The organism is Actinomadura rayongensis (assembly GCF_009831215.1).
GTDB lineage: Bacteria > Actinomycetota > Actinomycetes > Streptosporangiales > Streptosporangiaceae > Spirillospora > Spirillospora rayongensis.
This window is the reverse complement of sequence record NZ_WUTW01000006.1, coordinates 62,659-83,695: the sequence shown is the minus strand read 5'-3', so window position 1 is coordinate 83,695 and position 21,037 is coordinate 62,659. Positions and strand designations below refer to the sequence as shown.

Annotated in this window: 20 protein-coding genes; 11 read left to right on the top strand and 9 right to left on the bottom strand. The window is 75.7% G+C overall.

Annotated features, from left to right (window positions below; translation table 11 throughout):
• Positions 1-56 precede the first annotated feature (56 nt).
• Entirely contained in the window at positions 57-1,142 is a 1,086-nt protein-coding gene (locus GQ466_RS24165) for a sigma-70 family RNA polymerase sigma factor (RefSeq protein ID WP_272918097.1), read from the bottom strand.
• 136 nt (positions 1,143-1,278) lie between these two features.
• Between GQ466_RS24165 and GQ466_RS24160 the strand changes: the two genes are divergently transcribed.
• Positions 1,279-1,806, top strand: coding sequence for a universal stress protein (locus tag GQ466_RS24160; protein ID WP_161105319.1), 528 nt, complete (start codon positions 1,279-1,281; stop codon positions 1,804-1,806).
• A 16-nt stretch (positions 1,807-1,822) separates the two neighbouring features.
• Here the strand turns inward: GQ466_RS24160 and GQ466_RS24155 are convergent, their stop codons facing one another.
• The 3 genes from GQ466_RS24155 to GQ466_RS24145 all read right to left on the bottom strand — a co-directional run bounded on the left by GQ466_RS24155 (position 1,823) and on the right by GQ466_RS24145 (position 6,157).
• Positions 1,823-2,881, bottom strand: coding sequence for an acyl-CoA dehydrogenase family protein (locus tag GQ466_RS24155; protein ID WP_161105318.1), 1,059 nt, complete (start codon positions 2,879-2,881; stop codon positions 1,823-1,825).
• Positions 2,878-4,071, bottom strand: coding sequence for an acyl-CoA dehydrogenase family protein (locus tag GQ466_RS24150; protein ID WP_161105317.1), 1,194 nt, complete (start codon positions 4,069-4,071; stop codon positions 2,878-2,880). Before GQ466_RS24150 ends, GQ466_RS24155 begins: the two co-directional genes overlap by 4 nt.
• Before the next feature lie 76 nt (positions 4,072-4,147).
• Positions 4,148-6,157: a HelD family protein gene (locus GQ466_RS24145; protein WP_161105316.1), complete on the bottom strand. Its 2,010-nt coding sequence runs from the start codon at positions 6,155-6,157 to the stop codon at positions 4,148-4,150.
• A 149-nt stretch (positions 6,158-6,306) separates the two neighbouring features.
• Here GQ466_RS24145 and GQ466_RS24140 point away from each other — a divergent pair, with 149 nt between their 5' ends.
• The 4 genes from GQ466_RS24140 (at position 6,307) to GQ466_RS24125 (ending at position 8,920) form a co-directional block, all read left to right on the top strand.
• Positions 6,307-7,035 carry a hypothetical protein gene (locus tag GQ466_RS24140; protein ID WP_161105315.1) on the top strand — a complete coding sequence of 243 codons (729 nt, stop codon included), beginning with the start codon at positions 6,307-6,309 and terminating at the stop codon, positions 7,033-7,035.
• Positions 7,022-7,792 (top strand): ATP-binding cassette domain-containing protein, encoded by a 771-nt coding sequence (locus GQ466_RS24135; protein ID WP_161105314.1) that lies wholly within the window; start codon positions 7,022-7,024, stop codon positions 7,790-7,792. Before GQ466_RS24140 ends, GQ466_RS24135 begins: the two co-directional genes overlap by 14 nt.
• Positions 7,793-7,841: 49 nt before the next feature.
• A complete protein-coding gene (locus GQ466_RS24130) occupies positions 7,842-8,408 on the top strand; it encodes a TetR/AcrR family transcriptional regulator (protein WP_161105313.1) in 567 nt (188 codons plus the stop codon).
• 80 nt (positions 8,409-8,488) lie between these two features.
• Positions 8,489-8,920 (top strand): SRPBCC family protein, encoded by a 432-nt coding sequence (locus GQ466_RS24125; RefSeq protein ID WP_161105312.1) that lies wholly within the window; start codon positions 8,489-8,491, stop codon positions 8,918-8,920.
• Between the two features lie 3 nt (positions 8,921-8,923).
• Here GQ466_RS24125 and GQ466_RS24120 read toward each other — a convergent pair whose 3' ends face one another.
• Positions 8,924-9,889 carry an alpha/beta hydrolase gene (locus GQ466_RS24120; protein WP_161105311.1) on the bottom strand — a complete coding sequence of 322 codons (966 nt, stop codon included), beginning with the start codon at positions 9,887-9,889 and terminating at the stop codon, positions 8,924-8,926.
• 453 nt (positions 9,890-10,342) lie between these two features.
• Between GQ466_RS24120 and GQ466_RS24115 the strand changes: the two genes are divergently transcribed.
• The gene (locus GQ466_RS24115; protein WP_161105310.1) at positions 10,343-11,497 is read left to right on the top strand and encodes a globin domain-containing protein; all 1,155 of its coding nucleotides are present in this window, start codon (positions 10,343-10,345) and stop codon (positions 11,495-11,497) included.
• A 141-nt stretch (positions 11,498-11,638) separates the two neighbouring features.
• Here the strand turns inward: GQ466_RS24115 and GQ466_RS24110 are convergent, their stop codons facing one another.
• Positions 11,639-12,445, bottom strand: a complete 807-nt coding sequence (locus GQ466_RS24110) for a helix-turn-helix domain-containing protein (RefSeq protein ID WP_161105498.1) — start codon at positions 12,443-12,445, stop codon at positions 11,639-11,641.
• A gap of 75 nt (positions 12,446-12,520) precedes the next feature.
• Positions 12,521-13,243 (bottom strand): dienelactone hydrolase family protein, encoded by a 723-nt coding sequence (locus tag GQ466_RS24105; RefSeq protein WP_161105309.1) that lies wholly within the window; start codon positions 13,241-13,243, stop codon positions 12,521-12,523.
• A gap of 109 nt (positions 13,244-13,352) precedes the next feature.
• Between GQ466_RS24105 and thyX the strand changes: the two genes are divergently transcribed.
• Together thyX and GQ466_RS24095 are read left to right on the top strand one after the other, a co-directional pair.
• Positions 13,353-14,150, top strand: a complete 798-nt coding sequence (thyX, locus tag GQ466_RS24100) for an FAD-dependent thymidylate synthase (protein WP_161105308.1) — start codon at positions 13,353-13,355, stop codon at positions 14,148-14,150.
• A 4-nt stretch (positions 14,151-14,154) separates the two neighbouring features.
• Positions 14,155-15,123 (top strand): WYL domain-containing protein, encoded by a 969-nt coding sequence (locus GQ466_RS24095; RefSeq protein ID WP_161105307.1) that lies wholly within the window; start codon positions 14,155-14,157, stop codon positions 15,121-15,123.
• On the opposite strand, the gene GQ466_RS24090 is transcribed toward GQ466_RS24095, so the two are convergent.
• Positions 15,114-16,028 carry an SDR family oxidoreductase gene (locus GQ466_RS24090; RefSeq protein WP_161105306.1) on the bottom strand — a complete coding sequence of 305 codons (915 nt, stop codon included), beginning with the start codon at positions 16,026-16,028 and terminating at the stop codon, positions 15,114-15,116. The two genes, GQ466_RS24095 and GQ466_RS24090, sit on opposite strands and share 10 nt — an antisense overlap.
• Before the next feature lie 36 nt (positions 16,029-16,064).
• Positions 16,065-18,236: an anthranilate synthase component I gene (locus GQ466_RS24085; RefSeq protein WP_161105305.1), complete on the bottom strand. Its 2,172-nt coding sequence runs from the start codon at positions 18,234-18,236 to the stop codon at positions 16,065-16,067.
• Between the two features lie 263 nt (positions 18,237-18,499).
• Here GQ466_RS24085 and GQ466_RS24080 point away from each other — a divergent pair, with 263 nt between their 5' ends.
• The 3 genes from GQ466_RS24080 to mctP all read left to right on the top strand — a co-directional run bounded on the left by GQ466_RS24080 (position 18,500) and on the right by mctP (position 21,034).
• Positions 18,500-19,060: a VOC family protein gene (locus GQ466_RS24080; protein ID WP_161105304.1), complete on the top strand. Its 561-nt coding sequence runs from the start codon at positions 18,500-18,502 to the stop codon at positions 19,058-19,060.
• A 131-nt stretch (positions 19,061-19,191) separates the two neighbouring features.
• Positions 19,192-19,419 (top strand): DUF3311 domain-containing protein, encoded by a 228-nt coding sequence (locus GQ466_RS24075; RefSeq protein ID WP_161105303.1) that lies wholly within the window; start codon positions 19,192-19,194, stop codon positions 19,417-19,419.
• A gap of 4 nt (positions 19,420-19,423) precedes the next feature.
• Entirely contained in the window at positions 19,424-21,034 is a 1,611-nt protein-coding gene (gene mctP, locus GQ466_RS24070) for a monocarboxylate uptake permease MctP (protein WP_161105302.1), read from the top strand.
• The last annotated feature ends 3 nt before the right edge of the window (positions 21,035-21,037 follow it).

The following is a 21,037-nucleotide window of genomic DNA, read 5'->3' as shown; positions in this document are numbered from 1 at the left end:
GAACGAACTTGCGCAGGATGCAAAATTTCAGCCACTGCCAGATCGTGACCTGTGTCTCACCGGCCGACGGCGTCCCCCGGCCACGTCTCGGGCAGGCCGAAGACCGCGAACAGGCTCGTGTCGAAGAACGCCGCGACGTGGACGACCACGCCCCCGGAGATCGTGAGCACCTGGAGCTGGAACGGCCGGTGGACGCCGTCCGGGCCGCGCCGGTACATCCCGTACGCGGGCTGGCCGTTCGCGGCCGTCGGCACCAGCCGCAGCTCCCCCGGCTCGGGGTCGCACTGGATCGCGATGAGCCGCGTGATCGCCTCGGCGCCCCGGAACCACTCGGGGAACGGCGGCATCTCCCACAGCGCGTCCCGCCGGAACAGCTCGACCAGCGCGCCGACGTCGGCGGCCTCGAACGCCCGGGTGTAGCGGTCCAGCAGGGCGCGGGTGCGCGGGTCGCCGGGCTCGGCGAGCGCGTCGGGGTCCGGCCCGACCTCGGCCAGCCGCGCCCGCGCCCGTTGCAGCGCGCTGTTGACCGACGCGGTCGTCGTCTCCAGCAGGACGGCGACCTCGGCGGCCTTCCAGCGCAGCACGTCGCGCAGCAGCAGCACCGCGCGCTGCCGGGGCGCCAGGTGCTGGAGCGCGGCGACGAACGCGAGCCGGCTGGCCTCGTGGGACTGCGCGACGGCGGCCGGATCGGCGGCGCCCGGCCCGGCGGCGAGCACCGCGTCCGGCGCGGGCTCCAGCCACGGGACCTCGGGGGCCGCGACGACCGGGCGCTCGGGATCGGCCGGGGCGCCGATCCCGCTCGGCAGCGGACGGCGCCCGCGCTGCTCCAGCGCGGTCAGGCAGACGTTCGTCGCGATCGTGTAGAGCCAGGAGCGCGGCGAGGAGCGTCCCTCGAACCCGTCGTAGGCCCGCCAGGCGCGCAGGTAGGTCTCCTGCACCTGGTCCTCGGCGTCGTGGATGGAACCGAGCATGCGATAACAGTGGGCGAGCAGCTCGCGCCGGTGCGCGGCGGTCAGCCGCTGGAACTCGCTCTCCCGGTCGGGCGCGGTGGTCGGCATCGTGGTTCGCCTTCGCTGAACGGTGCTGCTGGACGGTGTCGCGGTGGCCCGAGCGTAGGCGACGGCACCGACAGAACGGTCCAGGCGGACCCGCGCGACGCCACAAGGCGGTAAAACATCGGCGGGTGAAGGTAAAACCCTTTCGCGGCGACCGCCGAGCCTGCACCCTGGAAGCCGTAACCGACGCACGCACCCGTGCCCGGCGTCCCCGGGAGGAAAGGTGATCGTGAGGCCCGCGGGCGGCCCGCGCGTGGTCGTGGGGGTCGACGACTCGGCCGGCGCGCGCTGCGCCCTCGCCTGGGCGATCGGCGAGGCGCGGCTGCGCGGCCTGCCGCTGCTCGTCGTCCACGCCGCGCCGCTGCCCCCGCACGTGTCGGCGGCCGGGCAGCTCGGCGGCGGCGTGACCGAGGCGCTGTACGCGGCCGGGATCGACCTCGTGGAGCGGCTGCTCGCCGAGGTCGCCGCCGACGTGCCCCGGCCCGAGACGCTCGTGCTGATCGGCGAGCCCGGCTCGGTGCTCGTCCGCATCGCCCGGGAGGACGACCTGCTCGTGGTCGGGCGCGGCGAGCGGTCGGCGCTGTCGCGGCTGCTGCGGCCGTCGGTGCGGCTGCACTGCGCCCGGCGCGCCCGCGCGACGCTGGTGTGCGTGCGGCCCCCGGCGATGGACGCGCTGCTGGAGTCGCTGGCCGCCGGCGGACGCCCGTCCGGACGCGGCCGGGGCTTCCGCTTCGGGTGGCGCGCGGGCTGAGTCCCCGGACGGGCCGTCAGGCGGGCAGGTCCGCCAGCCCGGCGAGCGCGGCGCGGTGCCGGTCGGCGGTGCCGAGCGCCAGGGACGCGCTCTTGGCGCGCTTGAGGTACAGGTGCGCCGGGTGCTCCCAGGTGAACCCGATGCCGCCGTGCATCTGCACGCACTCCTCGGCGGCGCGGACGGCGGCGGCCGAGCAGTGCGCCTGCGCGACGGCGGCGGCGACCGGCAGGTCCGGGTCGCCGGACGCGGCGCACCCGGCCGCGTACCGGACGACCGCGCGGGCCTGCGCGACCGACGCCCACAGGTCGGCGAGCCGGTGCTTGAGCGCCTGGTAGGACCCGACCGGGCGGCCGAACTGGTACCGCGTCTTCACGTACTCGACGGTCAGCTCCAGGCAGCGTTCGGCGAGGCCGAGCTGCTCGGCGGCCAGCAGCGCGGCGCCGGTGGTGAGCGCGGCGGTGACGGCTTCGGCGTCCCCGATCCGGCGGGCGGGCGCGTCGGCGAGCGCGACGTCCGACAGCCGCCGGGTCATGTCGAGCGCGACGACCTCGGTGACGCGGACGCCGTCCGCGCCGGGGTCCACCGCGTACAGGCCGTCGCCCGCCGGGACGAGCAGCGTCGCCGCCGCGCCCGCGTCCGCCACGGCCGTGATCACGCCGGTCAGCCGCCCGTCGTCGGCCGCACGGACGCCGTCGAGCACCGCGCCGGGCGGGGTGCTGAGCGGGACGGCGAGGACCGCCGACGCGTCCGCCGCGAGGTCCGGGGCGCCCGCCGCGAGCAGCGCGGCGGTCCCGAGGACGGCCGCGCCGAGGAACGGGACGGGCGCGACGGCCCGGCCCAGCTCCTCCAGCACCACCGACGCCTCCCGCCACGACGCGCCCGCGCCGCCCGCCGTCTCGGGCACCGGCAGCGCGGTCACGCCCATCTCCGTCAGGCGCGCCCAGAGCGCGGCGTCGTAGGGCGCGTCCTTCTCGGTCCCGGCGAGGACGTCGGGCCAGGCGCAGGTCTCGGCAAGTAGGGCGCGGAGCCCGGCGCGCAGGTCGTCCTCGACGTCGGAGTACAGCAGGTCGCTCACTTGGGGAGGTCCTTCCAGGGCACGTCCTTGTCGGCGCGGGGCTCGGCGGGCAGCCCGAGGATCCGCTCGGCGATGATGTTGCGCAGGATCTCCGAGGTGCCGCCCTCGATGGAATTGCCCTTGGCGCGCAGGTAGCGGTAGCCGGGTGAGCGGCGGGTGAAGTCGACCTCGGTGGGGCGGCGCATCGTCCAGTCGTCGTAGCGCAGGCCGTCCTCGGCGAGCAGCTCCAGCTCCAGCCCGGAGATCTCCTGGTTGAGGCGGGCGAAGGCGAGCTTGGCCGCCGACCCCTCCGGGCCGGGCGCGCCCACGGCGAGCTGCTGGCGCAGCCGCTCGCCGGTGAGCCGGGCCGCCTCGGCGTCGGCCCACAGCCGCAGCAGCTCCGCGTGCAGGCCGGGCGTGCGCAGGTCGGGACGGTCGCGCCAGAGCGCGGCGACGACGCCGATCATGCCGCCCTCGCGCGGCGCGGCGTGCCCGCCGATCGCGACGCGCTCGTTCATCAGCGTGGCCATCGCGACGCGCCAGCCGTCGCCGGGGGCGCCGAGCCGGTGTTCGTCGGGGATGCGGACGCCGGTGAGGAACACCTCGTTGAACTCGGCCTCGCCGGTCATCTGCCGCAGCGGCCGGACGTCGACGCCCGGGTCGGTCATGTCGCAGACGAAGTACGTCATGCCGCGGTGCTTGGGCACGCCGGGGTCGGTGCGGGCGACGAGGATCGCGAACCGGGCCTCGTGCGCCATCGACGTCCAGACCTTCTGGCCGTCCACGGTCCAGCCGTCGCCGTCGCGGACGGCGCGGGTCGCGAGCGCGGCGAGGTCGGACCCGGCGCCGGGCTCGCTGAAGAGTTGGCACCAGATCTCCTCGCCCGTCCACAGGGGGCGCAGGAACCGCTCCTTCTGCGCGTCAGTGCCGAACGCGAGGATCGTCGGGGCGGCCATGCCGAGGCCGATGGCGTTGCGCTCGGGCTGGTTGCCGGGCGCGCCCGCCGCCGCGAACAGGCGGTCGACCCCGGCCTGGAGGGCGCGCGGCGCGCCGAGCCCGCCGAGGCCCGGCGGGTAGTGGACCCAGGCGAGCCCGGCGTCGAAGCGGGCGCGCAGGAAGTCGCGCGGGGCGGTCGCGGCCGGGTCGTGGACGGCGAGGAAATCCCGGACGCGCCGGTGCAGCTCGGCTTCGTCCGGCGGGGCTGTGCTCACGGGGCGGACCTCCACATACCAACCGGTCGGTATGCCGCTCACCCTAGGAACCGGGACCGCCCGCGTCAACGCCCCGTCAGGCCAGCGCGGCGGGCAGGTCGTCCGCGTGCAGGACGGTCAGCGTGCTGACGGCCCTGGTCAGCACGACGTAGAGCCGGGCGAGCCCGCGCTCCTCGGCGGCGGCGATCGCGGCGGGCTCGGCGACGATCACGTGGTCGTACTCCAGGCCCTTGGCGACGGTCGCGGGGACGACGAGCAGCCGCGCGTCCGTCCCGTCCGGCGCGCCGTCCGGGCCGAGCACGCCGTGCGCGATCCCGGCCCCGGCCAGCGCGGCGGCGTGCCCGGCGACCGCCGCGTCGGGCGCGATGACCGCGACCGAACCGGGCCGCTCCAGCGCCTCCGCCGCGGCCTCGACCACGGCCGCCGCGAGGTCGGGCGCCCGGCGGACGGCGAGCGCCCCGGCCCCCGCGCGCAGCGAGCGCGGCGCGGCCAGGCCCGGCGCGACGTGCGGGAGCAGCCGCGCGGCGAAGTCCAGGACGGTGCCGGGGACGCGGAACCCGGTCGCCAGCTCGGCCACCTCCCCGTCCAGCCCGAGATGCTCCAGCACCTCCTTCCACGAGCGCGCCGACCACGGCGTCGTGCCCTGCGCGAGGTCGCCGAGGACGGTCGCGGACCCGTTCGCGCAGCGGCGGCCGAGCGCGCGGAGCTGCATCGCGGACAGGTCCTGCGCCTCGTCGGCGACGAGGTGGCCGAGCGACGGCGTCCGCTCGACGAGGTCGGCCAGCTCGTCCAGCAGGGCGCGGTCGGCGCGGGTCCACTTCGCGGACCGGTGCGATCGGTACGGCTTCGGCCAGAGCAGGGCGGCCTGCTCGGCGGGGTCGAGGGCGCCGCGCGCGGCGTCGGCGAGGAAGTCCGCGTCCGCCAGCAGCCGGTACAGGACCTGCTCGGGCGTCACCTTCGGCCAGACGCGGTCCAGCAGTTCCTTCACCGGCTTGGACCGGGCGACCTGGTCCTGCACGCGGTCGTCGGGGGCCTCGCCGCGCCGCTCCATCCGGACGAGGATCTGGTGGGCGAGCCGCTGCGCGAACATGGCGCGGCCGTTGCCGTAGCGGACGGTCCCGCGCAGCGCGGCGGCGATCTCGCGGACCTCGTGGTCGGCGAGCCGGTACCGGTTGACGCCGCGCGTCACGAGCAGGCCGTCCTCGGGCTTGCGGACGTGCAGCCACAGCGCCCGGCGCAGCACGCCCGCCATGCGCGCGTCGCCCTTCAGCGCGGCGGTCGCGGCGTCCTCGGCGGCGGTCGGGGCGCCGAGCAGGTCGTCCACGGTGGCCTGCTCGACGCTGACCTCGCCGAGCGCGGGCAGCACGGCCGCGATGTAGGCGAGGAACGCGCGGTTCGGGCCGACGATCAGCACGCCGGACCGCGCCAGCCGCTCGCGGTGCGCGAACAGCAGGTAGGCGGCGCGGTGCAGGCCGACGGCGGTCTTCCCGGTGCCGGGCGCGCCCTGGACGCAGACGGTGACGGGCAGGTCCGCGCGCACGAGCGCGTCCTGCTCGGGCTGGATCGTCGCGACGATGTCGCGCATCGGGCCGGTGCGGGGCCGCTCGATCTCGGCGGTGAGGATCGCCGACGGGCCGAGCGCGCGGCCGTCCAGCGGCTCGTCCTCGTAGGCGGTCAGGTCGCCGCCCTGGAAGCCGAACCGGCGGCGCCGCGTCCAGCCGAGCGGGTCGGCGGGGCCGGCCTGGTAGAACGCGCGAGCGACCGGGGCGCGCCAGTCCAGGACGAGCGGACGACCCTCGGCGCCGTCGTGGACGTGCCGCCGCCCGATGTACAGCGTGCCGGGCACGCCGGGCGCGGGGGCACCGTCCATCCGGCCGAAGAACAGCGGCGCGTCCGGCCGGTCGGCGAGCGCGGCCACGCGCTGGTCGAGCAGGGACTCCAGGAACTGGCGCGACACCCAGTCGGCGGCGGTGTCGGCGGACTGGGCCTCGGCGTGCTCGCGCATCCGGCGCAGCGCGGCGCGGGCGTCGGTGAGATAGGCCCGCTCGGCGGCGAGCTCCGGATCGTCGTGCGTTCCCCCGGGCATGCTGACGGACCTCCGGACGAGGGGTGGGCGTGGGGTGGGCGAGGGCGGAACGTACCAGCCTAGCCGAGCCGCGCCGGGGCGTTGCCGGGACCGGACGGGATCATTAGGGTGGGCGACAGGGAGTGATCCACATCACATCCGGAGGCGCGATGCGACACCGTTCCCCGCTCGTCCTCGCGTGGGCCGCCGCCTTGCTCGCGGCGCCCGCCCTCGCGCTCGCCGCCGGGGTGCCGCCCACCGTGCTCGCGGTCGCGGCGGCCGGGGCCGCGCTCGCGCTGCTGGCCCTCGTGCCGCTCGCCGCCCCCGGCGGCGGCGTCTCCCCCGCGCCGCTCGCCGTCGCGGGCGCGAGCGCCCTGGCCTGCGGCACGTGCGGGGTCCCGTGGCAGGCGTGGCTCGCGGCCGGTCCGGTCGCGGCGGGCGCCGGGGCGCTGATCGCCGTGCTCCGCCCAGGTCCCCGGCTGCGCCGCGCGGGCGCCGCCGCCGGTGTGCCCGTGCTCGTCGCGGCGGTGGCCGTGCTGCCCCCGGCCCGGCAGGCGCCGCCGGTCCCGGCCGCGCTCGCCGGGCTCGCGCTGACGGCGGTCGCGGCCCTCGCCGCCGTCGCGCTGCGGCGCGGGGCGCGCGGACGGCTCGCGCGCGCCGTCCTGGACGACCCGGACGCGGCGGCGCTGCTCGGCGCGCACGCGACCGCCGTCCGGGCGGGCCTGTGGGCGTGCGCGGCGGGCGTCGCGGGGGCCGCCGGGCCGCCGCTGGCCGCCGCCGCGGGCGCCGGGGACTGGGCGGGCGCGCTCCCGGCCGCCGCGACGCTCCTGACCGGCGCGGCCGTCGTCGCCGCGCTGTCGCGCTCCCCCGTCCGGAGGGTCCTCGATGCCCGCCGCTGAGGGCCTGCGCGCGACGGGCCTGACCGTCCGGATCGGCCCGCTCACCGTCCTGGACGGCGTCGACCTCCTCGCCCCGCCCGGCGCCGTCACCGGGCTCGTCGGGCCGCCGGGCGCGGGCAAGACCGCGTTCGCCGACGCCGTCACCGGCCTGGTGCGCGCCGCCGGGACCGTCCGCCTGGACGACGCCGACCTCACCGGCGCCGCCCCGCGCGTCCGGGCGCGGCACGGGCTGGCCCGCACGTTCGCCGCCGCCGCGCCGTTCGGGTCGCTGACCGTCCGCGACAACGTCCGCGCGGCCGTCGAGGTCCACGCGCGGACCCGCCCGGTCGCCGGACGCGGGTGGCGCGACGTGCGGCGCCGCCGCCGGGCGCTGCGCCGGGCGTCCGGCGCGACCGCCGACGCGCTGCTGGCCCGCACCGGGATCGCCGCGCACGCGGGCCGCGCGGCGGCGGCCGTCCCGCTCGGGACGGCGCGGCTGCTCGACATCGCCCGCGCGCTCGCGGCCGGCCCCCGCGTCCTGCTGCTGGACGACCCGTCCGCCGGCCTGCCGGTGCCCGCCGCGCGGGCGCTGGAGGTCCTGCTGCGCGACCTGGCCGCCGAGGGCGTCGCCGTGCTGGTCGCCGACCGCGACCTGGACCGCGTCCTCGGCGTCTGCGACACGCTGTACGTGCTGGACCGGGGGCGGGTCGTCGCGGCCGGGCCGCCCGCGCGGGTGCGCGCCGACCCCGGCGTCCGCGCCGCGTTCGCCCGGCGATAATCGGATCACGGCGGGTCACCGGCCCCGCCGCCCGGAACGGAGGTCTGCGATGGGTTCCCCGGTGCGCGACGCGCTGCTCGACGCCGCCGCCGACCTGCTGGTCCGCCGCGGCTACCGGGCGGTGCGCATGCGCGACGTCGCCGACGCGGCGGGCGTCAGCCGGCAGACCGTCTACAACGAGTTCGGCGACAAGTGGGGGCTCGCGCAGGCCGTCGTGCTGCGCGACAACGAGCGCTACCTGGACGGCATCGACCGCATCCTCACCGCGCACGACGACCTGTACTCGGCCGTGCTCGCGGCGGTGGAGTTCACGCTGGAGCTGTCCGCCGACGACCCGATCAAGAAGGTCGTCCTGACCGGCGCGGGCGGCGACGAGCTGCTGCCGCTGCTGACGACCCGCGCCGAGCCGGTGCTGTTCACCGCGAGCGCCCGCGTCGTGGAGCACGCCCGCGCGCGCTGGCCGGACCTGATCGGACCGGACTTCCCCGAGGTCGCCGACGCCGCCGTCCGGCTGGTGATGAGCCACATCGTGCTGCCCTCGCTGCCGCCGGACCGGACGGCCCGGCTGATCGCGCGCCTGGTCGTCCGCGCGCTGGGACTGACCCCGCCGGAATGACCGCCCGGGGTGTTGCGCGGATCACATCGGCGGCGCAGCATGGGGGCACCTCCCGCCCCGCCCCGCCCGCAGGAGTCCCGATGCCGACCCCCTACGCCAGCGCCGTCCTCAACGCCACCGCCGACGAGGTGTGGGCCTACGTCCGCGACTTCGCGGGCCTCGCCGCGTGGATGCCGGGCGTCGACACCGCCGTCATCGAGGACGGCGGCCCCGCCGACCGGATCGGCTGCGTCCGGCGGCTCATCGGCCCCGGCTCGGTGTTCCGCGAACGGCTGGTCGCGCTGGACGACGCCGCCCGCCTCTACGCCTACGAGACTTTGTCGTGCCCGCTGCCGGTCCGCGACGTCCGGGGGAGCATCCGCGTCGCGCCCGTCCCCGGCACCGGACGCGCGCTCATCGAGTGGACGGGGACGTTCACCGCCGACCCCGCCGACGAGCGCGCGATGGAGCGGACGTTCTCCGGCGGGATCTACGGCGGCGGGCTGGAGGCGCTGGCCCGCCGCTTCCCCTGACCGTCAGGACGGCCCGGACACCGGCTCCCGGTCCACTTCCCGGTCAATGCCGAGCGCCACCCGCAGCAGGTCCACCGCCCACGTCCGCGCCTCGGCGCCCGTGTCGAACAGCTCGGGCAGCAGGAAGAACGAGTGGACGACGCCCGGGAACCGCCGGTGCTCGACCGGGACGCCCGCCGCCGCGAGCCGCCGCGCGTACGCCTCGCCCTCGTCGCGCAGGATGTCGTACTCGGCCGTGATGACCGTCGCGGGCGCCACGCCGGACAGGTCCGGGGCGCGCAGCGGCGCCAGCAGCGGATGGTGCGGGTCGGCGTCGCCCCGGTAGAGGTCCATGAACCGCGCCATCTCCTTGGCGTCCAGCCCGTAGCCCGAGCCGTAGTCGCCCCAGCTCGCGGTGTCGCGCGCGGTGTCGGTGACGGGGTAGACGAGGAGCTGGTGCGCCAGCGGCAGGCCCGCGTCGCGGGCGAGCAGGGCGACGGCGGCGGCGAGGTTGCCGCCCGCGCTGTCCCCGGCGACCGCGATCCGCGCGGGGTCGATCCCGAACCGCTCCGGCGTCCGCGACAGCGCCTCGGTCACCGCCCACGCGTCCTCCACGGCCGCCGGGAACGGGTGCTCGGGCGCGAGCCGGTAGTCGACGGACAGGACGGTGCAGCGGGCCGCGGCGGCGAGGTCGCGGCAGGACACGTCGACGTTCTCCAGCCCGCCGAGCACCCAGCCGCCGCCGTGCAGGTAGACGAGGGCGGGCAGCCGCTCCGCGCCGGGCACCGGCCGGTACAGCCGGACGGGCACCGGACCGCCGGGGCCGTCCACCGCCAGGTCCTCGACGCGCGCCAGCTCGGGGCGCTCCAACGGGTACTCGGCGTCGAGCACGCGCCGGGACTCCTCGATCGAGGGCGGCTCGACGGCGGCCAGCGCCGCCAGACCGCGAAGCTGCTCCAGGAACCGGGCGGTCTGCGGGTGCAGTGCCATGACGGGCCTCCTTCGTCGTCGTCCGTGCGGTTCCCCGGTTCGGCGCGGGCATTCCGGACTGTGATCCATCCGACGGCCCGGCACCGCCCGTCCGGCATCATCGCGCATCCTCGCGGCGGCCGGCGCACCCCACCCCGGGTCGAAGAATTCTCCCCCGAGAATAAGGATCGTCCACCAGATTTCCGGCACGTCCCCCGAAAAGCGCGATCCGCCCTTTGAGGAACCCTCACGAATACCGATCAGTATGCTCCACCCGGCCCCGTCCGCGAGCCCGATTACGCCAAATCCCGTGCCGATTACTCTTCGCAGTGATCTGTGCGGCTTGCCGGGAATCGGTTGAGTACCTGCGGCTTCCGATGCGAGAATCTCACCAAGCCGGACGACCGGGGGCGTGGAGAGACGCCGGGGAACACCGGTCAACGGCCACCAAGCCTTGGGGGGCGAAAAACGGTAATGTCCGTGGAACCCGATATTCTCAAAGCGACATATCTCCCCGGAGACGTCACGGAGGACAAGGCCGCCGCCTATTTCTACGGCCGCCTGTTCGCGGCGGAACCGCGTCTGCGCGCGCTGTTCCCGCCCGCGATGGACGTCTCCCGCGACCGTCTGTTCCGAACGCTCACCGTCGTCGTGTTCCGCTCCGACGAGCCCGCGGAACTCGCCGGCCTGCTCGAACCGCTCGGCCGCGCGCACCGCAAGTACGGGGTGCTGCCCGAGCACTACCCCGTGTTCGGCGACGCCCTCGTCGCCACCCTCCGCCGGTTCGCGGGCGCGGCGTGGAGCGCGCGCGCCGAGGCCGCCTGGACCGCCGCCTACGACCGCGCCGCCGCGCTCATGATCGCGGCGGCCGAGGACGACGCGGCGGCCCGCCCGCCCTGGTGGGTCGCCGAGGTCGCCGAGCACGACCGGCGGCGCGCCGACCTCGCCGTCCTCACGCTCGTGCCCGACCGGCCGTACCCGTTCGAGGCCGGGCAGCACGCGACCGTCCAGACGTCCCGCTGGCCCCGCGTGTGGCGGCCCTACTCGCTCGCCGGGGCGCCGCGCCCGGACGGGACGCTCCGCCTGCACGTCCGGTCGGTGCCGGGCGGCTGGGTGAGCGGCGCGCTCGTCCGCGAGACCCGGCCGGGCGACACGCTGCTGCTCGGCCCGCCCGCCGGCGGCCTCACCCTCGACCCGGGGTCCGGCCGCGACCTGCTGCTGATCGGCGGCGGGACGGGCCTCGCCCCGCTCAAGGCGCTCGCCGAGCGGGCCGCGGCGCGCGAGCCCGGCCGCGCCGTCCGCCTGTTCGCCGGGGCGCGCTCGGCCGACGACCTCTACGACCTGCCCGACCTGCGGCGGCTGGAGTCGGCCCGGCCCGCGGTCCGGGTGACGGCCGTCCCGCAGGACGAGTTCGGCCCGCTGCCGGACGCGCTGCCCGACCTGCTCGACGCCGTCCCCGACCCCGCAGGCCACGACGTCTACGTGGCCGGGCCGCCCGCGATGGTCCGCGCCGCGCTCGGCGCGCTCGACCGCTGCGGCGTGCCGGCCGACCGGGTGCGCCACGAGCTGGCCGCGACCGGCGAGACCCTCCTGCCCGGCGCCGCCGGACGCCCGGTCGTGCACGCCTAGCGACCCGCCGAGACCGCCCGCCGCGCCGTGGAAGGGGAGCCGCGGGGCCTCCGAAGGGGGGAACAGGGGGAGAGATCCCGGCCCGCGGCGCGGGCGGGCCGGGATCCCGTTCCCGCGCGCCCGGTGGTCAGCGGCCGGTGGTCAGCGGTCGGCGCGCTCGCGCAGGTACGCGGCCGTCGCCGGGTCCGCCGGGTAGAACGACTCGATCGCCAGCTCGGCGACCGTGATGTCCAGCGGGCTGCCGAACGTCGCGATCGTGCTGAAGAACGCCAGCTCACGGCCCTCGGCGCGGAGCCGCAGCGGGACCAGGACCTCGTCCCCGGACGGCGGCGGGAACGCGTCCCCGACCGGCCCGGCGTCCGGGTAGTCGCGCATCTCCCGGTACAGCGCGGTGAGCGACGCGTCGCCGGTCAGCGCGACGTGCCGCCGCAGCCGCCCGACCATGTGCGCGCGCCACTCGGGCAGGTTCGCGACGTGCCGCGCCATGCCGTCGGGGTGGAGGCTGAGCCGCAGGACGTTCACCGGCGGCGCCAGCAGGTGCGCCGGCGTGCCCTCCAGGAACAGCCCGGCGGCGGCGTTGGACTCCACGAGGTTCCAGAACCGGTCCACCACGACGGCCGGGTACGGCTCGTGGCCGTCCAGGACCTGCCGCAGCGCCGCGCGCACCGCGTCCATGCGGGGCTCCTGGATCGGCGTCTCGGCGTAGACGGGCGCGTACCCGGCCGCGACGAGCATGAGGTTGCGGTCGCGCAGCGGGACGTCCAGGTGCTCGGCGAGGCGCAGCACCATCTCGCGGCTCGGCGCGGACCGTCCCGTCTCCACGAAGCTGAGGTGCCGGGTCGACACGTCGGCCTCGGACGCGAGTTCGAGCTGGCTCATCCGGCGGCGCTGCCGCCACGCGCGCAGGTGCTCGCCGATCGGACGGACGTCGGCGAGCGCGGTCGTCATCGTGGTCACGGGCCCCACGGTAACGACGCGCGGATCACGGCGGCCATGACGCCCGAGGTCATGCGCCCGCCGCCTTTACGTTGTAGATCCGCTCGCGAGGTGGGCGCCGAAGAACGCGAAGATGCGCTCCCAGGCCTCGTCGCCGAACTGGCGGCCGATCCCGACGCCGAGCGTCACCTTCACGAGCGGCGCGGCGAGCGCGGGCACCGGCGTCTCGGTGAGGAAGCCGTGGCCCGCGTCCGGGTACTCCTTCACGTCGTGGTCGACGCCGAGGACGGTGAGCGTGCGGTCCAGCTTCGCCGCCGCGCCCTTCAGCAGCCGGTCCCGTCCGGCGTAGTTCGCGACGACCGGGCACGCGCCGGACAGGGTCTCCTCCAGGTCGCCGGGCAGGATCCCGTAGTTCACGGCCGCCGCGTCGAACGCGCCGCCCGCCGCCGCCAGCAGCGCGAACCCGCCGCCCAGGCAGAACCCCGCCACGCCGACGCGGCCGGTGCAGTCCGCGCGGGCCGCCAGCCACGCGCGCGACGCCTCCAGGAACGCGAAGCTCGGCCCCCGGCCCGCCCGGAACTCGCGCATCGCCCGGCTGACGCACCGGATCCACGGCTTCCCGTCGTAGAGGTCGGGCAGCAGCGCGAGGTAGCCGTTGGCGGCGAGCCGGTCGGCCTGCGCGCGCATGTCCGCGTTCGCGCCGACCAGCTCGAAGAGCACGACCACGGCGGGCCACGGCCCCTCCCCCTCGGGGACGGCCAGGTACGCCGACCGCTCGATGCCGTCGACGGCGATGCTGATGTCAGTCATGCCGCCACACTCTGGCGCATCCGCGACGTCTCGGCCAGGGTCCCCCCGCGGTCGCGAGCGGGTCCGCGACCTGGCAACCTTGACGGGTCGGACCACAAAGGGGAGTGCAGTGAAAAGCGTGGAACCCGAGGTCTTCCTCGTGGCCAAGCCGGAACTCGACTACGCGGAGATCGCCCGGTATCTGCGCGACGTCGGCGGGGAGAGCTGGCTGGAGCGCCTGGACCGCGGCGACCTCGACGCCGATCTGAACGACCCGCAGAACCTCGCCGAGTTCGCCGGGCGGCTCTGCTACCGCTCGTGGGAGCCGGGCCTGAACCCGAACGTCGTCCGCGTCCGCACCGACCAGGACGAGTACCTCCAGAACATCCTGCGCAGCATGCACGGCTCGGTGCTGGAGCACGTGAGCTTCAGCTTCGTCCTGCACAACGTCAGCCGGGTGCTCACGCACGAACTCGTCCGGCACCGCCCGGGGACGGCGATCTCCCAGGAGTCGATGCGGTTCGTCCGGCTCCAGGACATCCCGTTCTGGTTCCCCGAGTGGGCGCGCGACGACAAGGAGCTGATGGAGCGCGCCACCGAGCTGCTGGAGCAGATGGAGCAGTTCCAGCTCTGGATGGCCGGGCACTTCGGGCTGGACGACGAGGGCGTCCCGTTCAAGGAGAAGAAGCACCGGACGTCGTTCATGCGGCGGTTCGCGCCCGAGGGCGTCGGCACCGGCCTGGTCTGGACGGCGAACGTCCGCACGCTGCGCCACACGATCGAGGCGCGCACCGCCGAGGGCGCCGAGGAGGAGATCCGGCTGCTGTTCGGGAAGGTCGGCGAGGTCGTCCGCGCCGAGGCGCCCGCGCTGTTCGGCGACTACGAGGTCGAGGACGGCGCCTGGATCCCGCGCTGGCGCAAGGTCTGAGCCCGTGCGCGCGGCGCGCCTGATCTCGCTCGTGCTGCTGCTCCAGTCGCGGGAGACGATGACCGCCGCCGAGCTGGCCGCCGAGCTGGAGGTGTCGGAGCGGACGATCCACCGCGACGTCGAGGCATTGTCGGCGGCGGGCGTCCCGGTGTACGCCGACCGGGGGCGGCACGGCGGGTTCCGGCTCGTCGGCGGGTACCGGACGCGGCTCACCGGGCTCAGCCGCGCCGAGGCCGAGGCGCTGTTCCTCGCGGGCCTGCCCGGCCCGGCCGCCGAGATGGGCCTCGCGGACGCGGTGGCCGCCGCCGAGCTGAAGGTCGTCGCGGCCCTGCCGGCGGCGCTGCGGGACGCGCCCGCCCGCGCCGGGCAGCGGTTCCATCTGGACGCGCCCGGCTGGCACACCGCGCACGCCCCGCCCGCCCTGCTGCCCGAGCTGGCGCGCGCGGTGTGGGACGACGCGGTGGTCGAGTTGCGCTACCGGCGTCCGTCCGGCGCGGAGGTCGAGCGGACGGCCGACCCGTACGGGCTGGTCCTGAAGAACGGCGTCTGGTACCTGGTCGCGGCGGTGGGCGGGCAGCACCGCACCTACCGCGCGGACCGGGTGACGGCCGTCCGGGCGACGGGCGCGGCGTTCGACCGGGACTCCCGCTTCGACCTCGCCGCGTTCTGGACGGGCCAGGCCGACCGGTTCCTGCGGTCGATGTTCCGCGCGGAGGTCGTCCTGCGGCTGAGCCCGGCGGGGCTGCGCGGCCTGCGGCACGCCGTGGACGGCTACGCGGCGCGGCGCGCGGCCGAGTCCGCCGGGGAGCCGGACGAGCGCGGCTGGGTGACGGCGACAATCCCGGTGGAGTCGGAGGACGTCGCCTACTTCGAGCTGCTGCGGCTCGGCCCGGAGGCCGAGGTGCTGGAGCCGGCGAGCCTGCGCGCCCGCCTGGCCGAGGCGGGCGCGCGGCTCGCGGCGCTCTACCGGTAGTCGGCCGCGTCGCCGCGCTTGCCCCCGAGCGCGACCTCGGTGATGTAGCGGAACGCGTCGGGACGGCTGCCGTCCAGGTCGGTGAACCCGTACGCGAGCGCCAGCTCGCCCGACGACAGCGACCGGCCGTTCCACCGCGTCCGGCCCGGATCCCCGGCGAGCGCGGCGACGGCGCGGCCGACGAACGCGGGCGTCTCGGAGATCGCGAAGTGCGGGTCCTTCGCGACGCCGTCGCGCCAGTTCTCCTCGGTGACCCCGAAATGCTCCAGCATCGCCTCCGACCGCAGGAAGCCGGGGCTGAGCGCGACCGCCGTGCCGCCGTGCGGGCCGATCTCGGCCGCCTGCGCGGCGGCCAGCCGGATGACCGACCACTTGGCCAGGTCGTAGAACAGGCCGACGTCGGCTCGGTACTCGGCGTTGAACTCGGCCGTCCCGTCGGTGATCTCCACGACGAGCCCGCCGGGGTTCTCCAGCAGCAGCGGCAGCGCGCGGTGGCTGGTGACGATGTGGGTCTCGACCGCGAGGCGCAGCATCCGCAGCCCGTCGTCGAGCGGCTGCTCCCACAGCGGCTTGCCGAACGCGGCGAGGTGGTCGCCGCCCCAGATGTCGTTGACGAGGACGTCCAGCCGCCCGTGGCCGGCGCGGATCCGGTCGACCACGGCCGTCACGGCGGCCGGGTCGAGATGGTCGGCGGGGACGGCCACGCCGGTGCCGCCCGCCGCCGTGACGAGGTCGGCCGTGTCCTCGATCGTCTCGGGCCGGTCCATCTCCGACCGCGCCGCGCGGGTGGTGCGGCCGGTGACGTACACGACGTGCCCGGCCGCGCCGAGCGCGACGGCGATGCCCCGGCCCGCGCCGCGCGTCGCGCCCGCGACCAGGCAGATCTTCGGTGCGTTCGCTTCCATGCTCCCGATCCTGCCCGGGAAACATGACAGCCGACGTCAGGTTTCGCGCGCCGCCAGCCGCAGGACGTTCCCGACGATCGTGTGCCCGGACGAGCCCGCCGCCGTCAGGATCGACTCGGGGTGGAACTGGACGGCCCACCGCCGCCGCGCGGGGTCCTCGATGGCCATGACGACGTCGCCGGTCAGCGCGGTCACCTCGAACCCTTGCACCCGGTCGGGCGTGGCGTGCAGCGAGTGGTAGCGGGCGGCGGTGAACTGGTCGGGCAGGCCCGCGAACAGCTCGCCGCCGGTGACCTTGACCTCGCCGGGCTTGCCGTGCGCGGGCTCGGGCAGCAGGGCGAGGCTCCCGCCCGCGTGCTCGACCATCGCCTGCAGCCCGAGGCAGACGCCGAACACCGGCAGGCCGCGCGCGTCCAGCTCGCCGAGCAGCGCGTCCGTCGCGAAGTCCGCCGGACGGCCCGGACCGGGCGACAGGACGACGAGGTCGGGCGCGTGCTCGTCCAGCATCCGGATCGGGAAGCCGTGCCGGAGCGTCACGACGTCCGCGCCGTGCTGGCGGAAGTAGTCGGCGAGCGTGTTGACGAACGAGTCCTCGTGGTCGACCAGCAGCACCTTCGTCCCGGCGCCGGCCCGCTCCGGCTCGGGCCCGGCCTGCGGCGCTGGCTCGGCGTCCACGGCCGCCTCGGCGTCGGCGAGGGCCTGGAGCAGCGCGCTCGCCTTCAGGTGCGTCTCGCGCTCCTCCTCCTCGGGGATCGAGTCGTAGAGCAGCGTGGCGCCCGCCCGGACGGTCGCGACGCCGTCGCGGATCTGCGCGGTGCGCAGCGTCAGGCCCGTGTTCATCGACCCGTCGAACCCGACGCAGCCGACCGCGCCCCCGTACCAGCGGCGCGGCGCGTCCTCGTGGTCCTCGATGAACTGCATCGCCCACGTCTTCGGCGCGCCGGTGACGGTGACGGCCCACATGTGCGTGAGGAACGCGTCGAACGCGTCGAAGCCGGGCCGCAGCCGCCCCTCGATGTGGTCGACGGTGTGGATCAGCCGCGAGTACAGCTCGATCTGACGGCGGCCGAGGACGCGGACGCTGCCGGGCACGCAGATCCGGGACTTGTCGTTGCGGTCCACGTCGGTGCACATGGTCAGCTCGGACTCGTCCTTGGCCGACGACAGGATCGCGCGGATCTGCTCGGCGTCCTCCAGCGCGTCGGCGCCGCGCCGGATCGTCCCGGCGATCGGGCAGGTCTCGACGCGGTCGCCCGACACCCGGACGAACATCTCCGGCGACGCGCCCACGAGGAACTCGCCGTCGCCGAGGTTGAACAGGAACTCGTACGGCGCCGGGTTGGACTCGCGCAGCCGCTCGAAGAACGCGGCGGGCGAGGTGCAGCGGGCGTGCATCGCGTGGCCGGGCGTCACCTCGAACAGGTCGCCGCGGACGAACTTGTCCCGCGCGTCCCGGACCATCTGCGCGTACACGCCGGGGACGGGCTGCGGCGGCAGCGGCGCGGGCGCCCGCACCGGGACGGGCTCGGTCGCGCGCGGCAGGCCCGTGGTGTCGCCGCCGTCGGCGGTGGCGAACTCGTAGGCCATGCGGTGCGACGTCTCGCGCTTGCGGTCCACGACGACCATCTCGTCGGCGAGGTGCAGGACGAGGTCGCGCTGGTCGTCCGGGCGCTCCAGCCGGGTGCGCAGCGGCTCGAACTGCAGCGACAGGTCGTAGCCGAACGCGCCGTAGAGGCCGAGGTGCGGGTCGTCGCAGCGGAACAGGTCCACGACGGCGCGCAGCGCGGTGAAGACCGTCGGGCGGCGGCTGCGCTCCTCCTCGGTGAAGAACTCCGCCGACTCGGGCACGAACACCGCCGTCCGCCGGGCGTCGGTGCCGCGCGGCTCCCCCGTCGGCGCGAGGGCGGCGGCGACGGACGGGATCAGCACCTCGCCGCGCGCGTTGAGCGCCGTGACCACCAGCTCCCGGCCGCGCGCGACGATCTCCAGGCACGGGTCGACGTAGGCCATGTGCCAGCGGCTGTAGCGGCCGGGATACTCCATCCCGGAGGACAGCACGCCGCCGCGCCGCTCCCCCGCGGCGGCGACGAGCCCGTTCAGGACGTCGGACTTGCGCTCGGAGTCGACGGGGGTGGCGGTCCGGGTGACGCGGATCCCCCCGGCCGTGACGAACCGGCCGATCGTCGGCTGCTGGTCGGTGGACTCCACCGTGGCGGCCCCTCGTGGTCAGGCCCCGCGGCCGGTGGCCGGAAAAACGAAACGACCGCCGGACGGGGCGGTCGCTGGAAGTCGAACGTGCGAGAACCGGCGCCGCCTCAGCGGCGCCACCACCACTGGCGATGATCGGTTCGCATGGAGCGACAGTACCCGCTCGCGCGGGCCGGGGCCAAGTCACCGCGCCGGGGGTTCAGTTCTGTCCGCCGCGCTGGGAGGATGAGGCGAAAGCGTCCACTTATCCGGGAGGGCGGCGCATGGCCGGCGGCGACACCGAGTTCGAGCTGCGCGGGGTCAACCACCTCGCGCTCGTCTGCCGGGACATGAAGGCCACCGTGGACTTCTACCGGGGCGTCCTCGGGATGCCGCTGATCAGGACGATCGAGCTGCCGGGCGGCCTCGGGCAGCACTTCTTCTTCGACTGCGGCGGCGGAGACGCGCTCGCGTTCTTCTGGTTCCCCGACGCGCCCGACGCCGTCCCCGGCGTGACCGGGCCGCGCGACCTGCCCGACCGGGGCGGGCTGACGTCGGCGGCCGGGTCGATGAACCACGTCGCGTTCGACGTGGCGCCCGAGCGGATCGAGGAGTACCGGGACCGGCTCGTCGCCAAGGGGGTGGACGTCGGCGTCGTGCTCAACCACGACGACAGCGAGTTCGGCGTCGCCCGGGACGTCCACGACGGGGTGTACGTCCGGTCGCTGTACTTCCGCGACCCCGACGGGATCCTGGTCGAGTTCGCGGCGTGGCGGCGGCGTCCGTCCGGGCTGCCGGACGAGGTCGCGCACGCGCCGCGCACGGAGGCCGACCGGACCGTGTGATCGGGCGGGCGGCGGCCGAGTCGTGCCGCCGCCGAGACCGGCCCGTGACCCGATCCGGGATACGCTCGCGCGGCCCGTCCCGCAGTCGCGGCCCGCCGCACGGGCCGCGCCGACGCACGAGGAGCGCTCCCATGTCCTCGCAGTCACCCGAGCGGCCGACCGAGCCGCGGTCCGACCGGAGCCGGTGGAACTGGCTCCTGGTGCCGCCCGTGCTGCTCCCGCTGGCCGTCCCGCTGTTCAACCGCGAGGGCCCGGAGATCGGCGGCGTCCCCGCCTTCTACTGGCTCCAGTTCGCGTTCATCCCCGTCGGGGTCCTGTGCACCGTCGCGGTGTACCGCGCGACGCGGAAGCGGGGCTGAGCCGGTGTCGGACGCGCACATCGTCGAACTGTCCATCGCCGCCGCACTGTTCCTGCTGGTCAGCGGGCTGGGCTTCGCCGCGTCCCGGTGGCGCCGCGGCCCCGGCCTTGACACGCTGGACGAGTGGGGCCTCGGCGGCCGGTCGTTCGGGAGCTGGATCACCTGGTTCCTCATCGGCGGCGACCTCTACACCGCGTACACGTTCGTCGCGGTGCCCGCGCTGGTGTTCGGCGCGGGCGCGGCGGGGTTCTACGCCGTCCCGTACACGGTCGTGGTCTATCCGCTCGTGTTCCTCGTGCTGATCCGGCTGTGGTCGGTGTCGCACGTCCACGGGTTCGTCACCCCGGCCGACTTCGTCCGCGCGCGGTTCGGGTCGTCGCTGCTCGCGCTGGCCGTCGCGGTGACCGGGATCGTCGCGACGATGCCGTACATCGCACTGCAGCTCGTCGGCATCGAGGCCGTGCTGAAGTCGATGGAGGTCGGCGGGCACTGGCCGCTCGTCATCGCGTTCGCCGTCCTCGCGGCCTACACCTACCAGTCGGGGCTGCGCGCCCCGGCGCTCATCGCGTTCGTGAAGGACGCGCTGATCTACGTCGTCGTCATCGCGGCCGTGCTGTACCTGCCCGCCAAGCTCGGCGGCTGGGGCGACGTGTTCGACGCCGCGCAGGCCAAGTTCGCCAAGTCCCCCAACCCGGCCGACGGCGTCACGCTCGGCGGCAGCGGACGGCTCAACTACGCCATGCTCGCGCTCGGCTCGGCGCTCGCGCTGTTCCTCTACCCGCACAGCGTCACCGGCGTGCTGGCGAGCCGCGACCGGGGGACGATCAAGCGGAACATGGCGGCGCTGCCCGCCTACAGCTTCGTCCTCGGCCTCATCGCGCTGCTCGGCTTCATGGCGATCGCGGCGGACGTCCACCCGCTGGCCGACGGCGGCACGCCCGACACCAACACGGTCGTGCCCGTCCTGTTCGACCAGGAGTTCCCGAGCTGGTTCGCGGGCCTGGCGTTCGCGGCGATCGGGATCGGCGCGCTCGTCCCGGCGGCGATCATGTCGATCGCGGCGGCGAACCTGTTCACCCGCAACATCTACACCGAGTACTTCCGGCCGGACGCGGGAGCGGCGGAGGAGGCGCGGGTCAGCAAGGTCGTGTCGCTCGTCGTCAAGGTCGGCGCGGTCGCGTGCATCCTGCTGCTCGACCCGCAGTTCTCCATCGACCTGCAGCTCATCGGCGGCGTCCTCATCCTGCAAACGCTGCCGTCGGTGGGGCTCGGGCTCCTCACCCGGTGGTTCCACCGGTGGGCGCTCTTCGCTGGCTGGGTCGCGGGGCTCGCGGCCGGGCTGTGGATGATGTACCGCATCCCGAACCCGGCCAAGCACAAGGTGCACTTCGGCGGCACCGCGTACCCGCTGAACGACCTCGGCCTGCACACGACCACCACGGTCTACGCGGGGATGCTCGCGCTCGCCGTGAACGTCGCCGTGGCGGTCGTAGCGACGCTCGTCCTGCGGCGCATCGGGGCGCCGGACGGGACGGACGTCACGCGCGCATCGGACTACCTCGCCGACCGGGACGACCCCCGCGTCGACGACCTCGACCTGGCGCCCGGGACCTGAGGG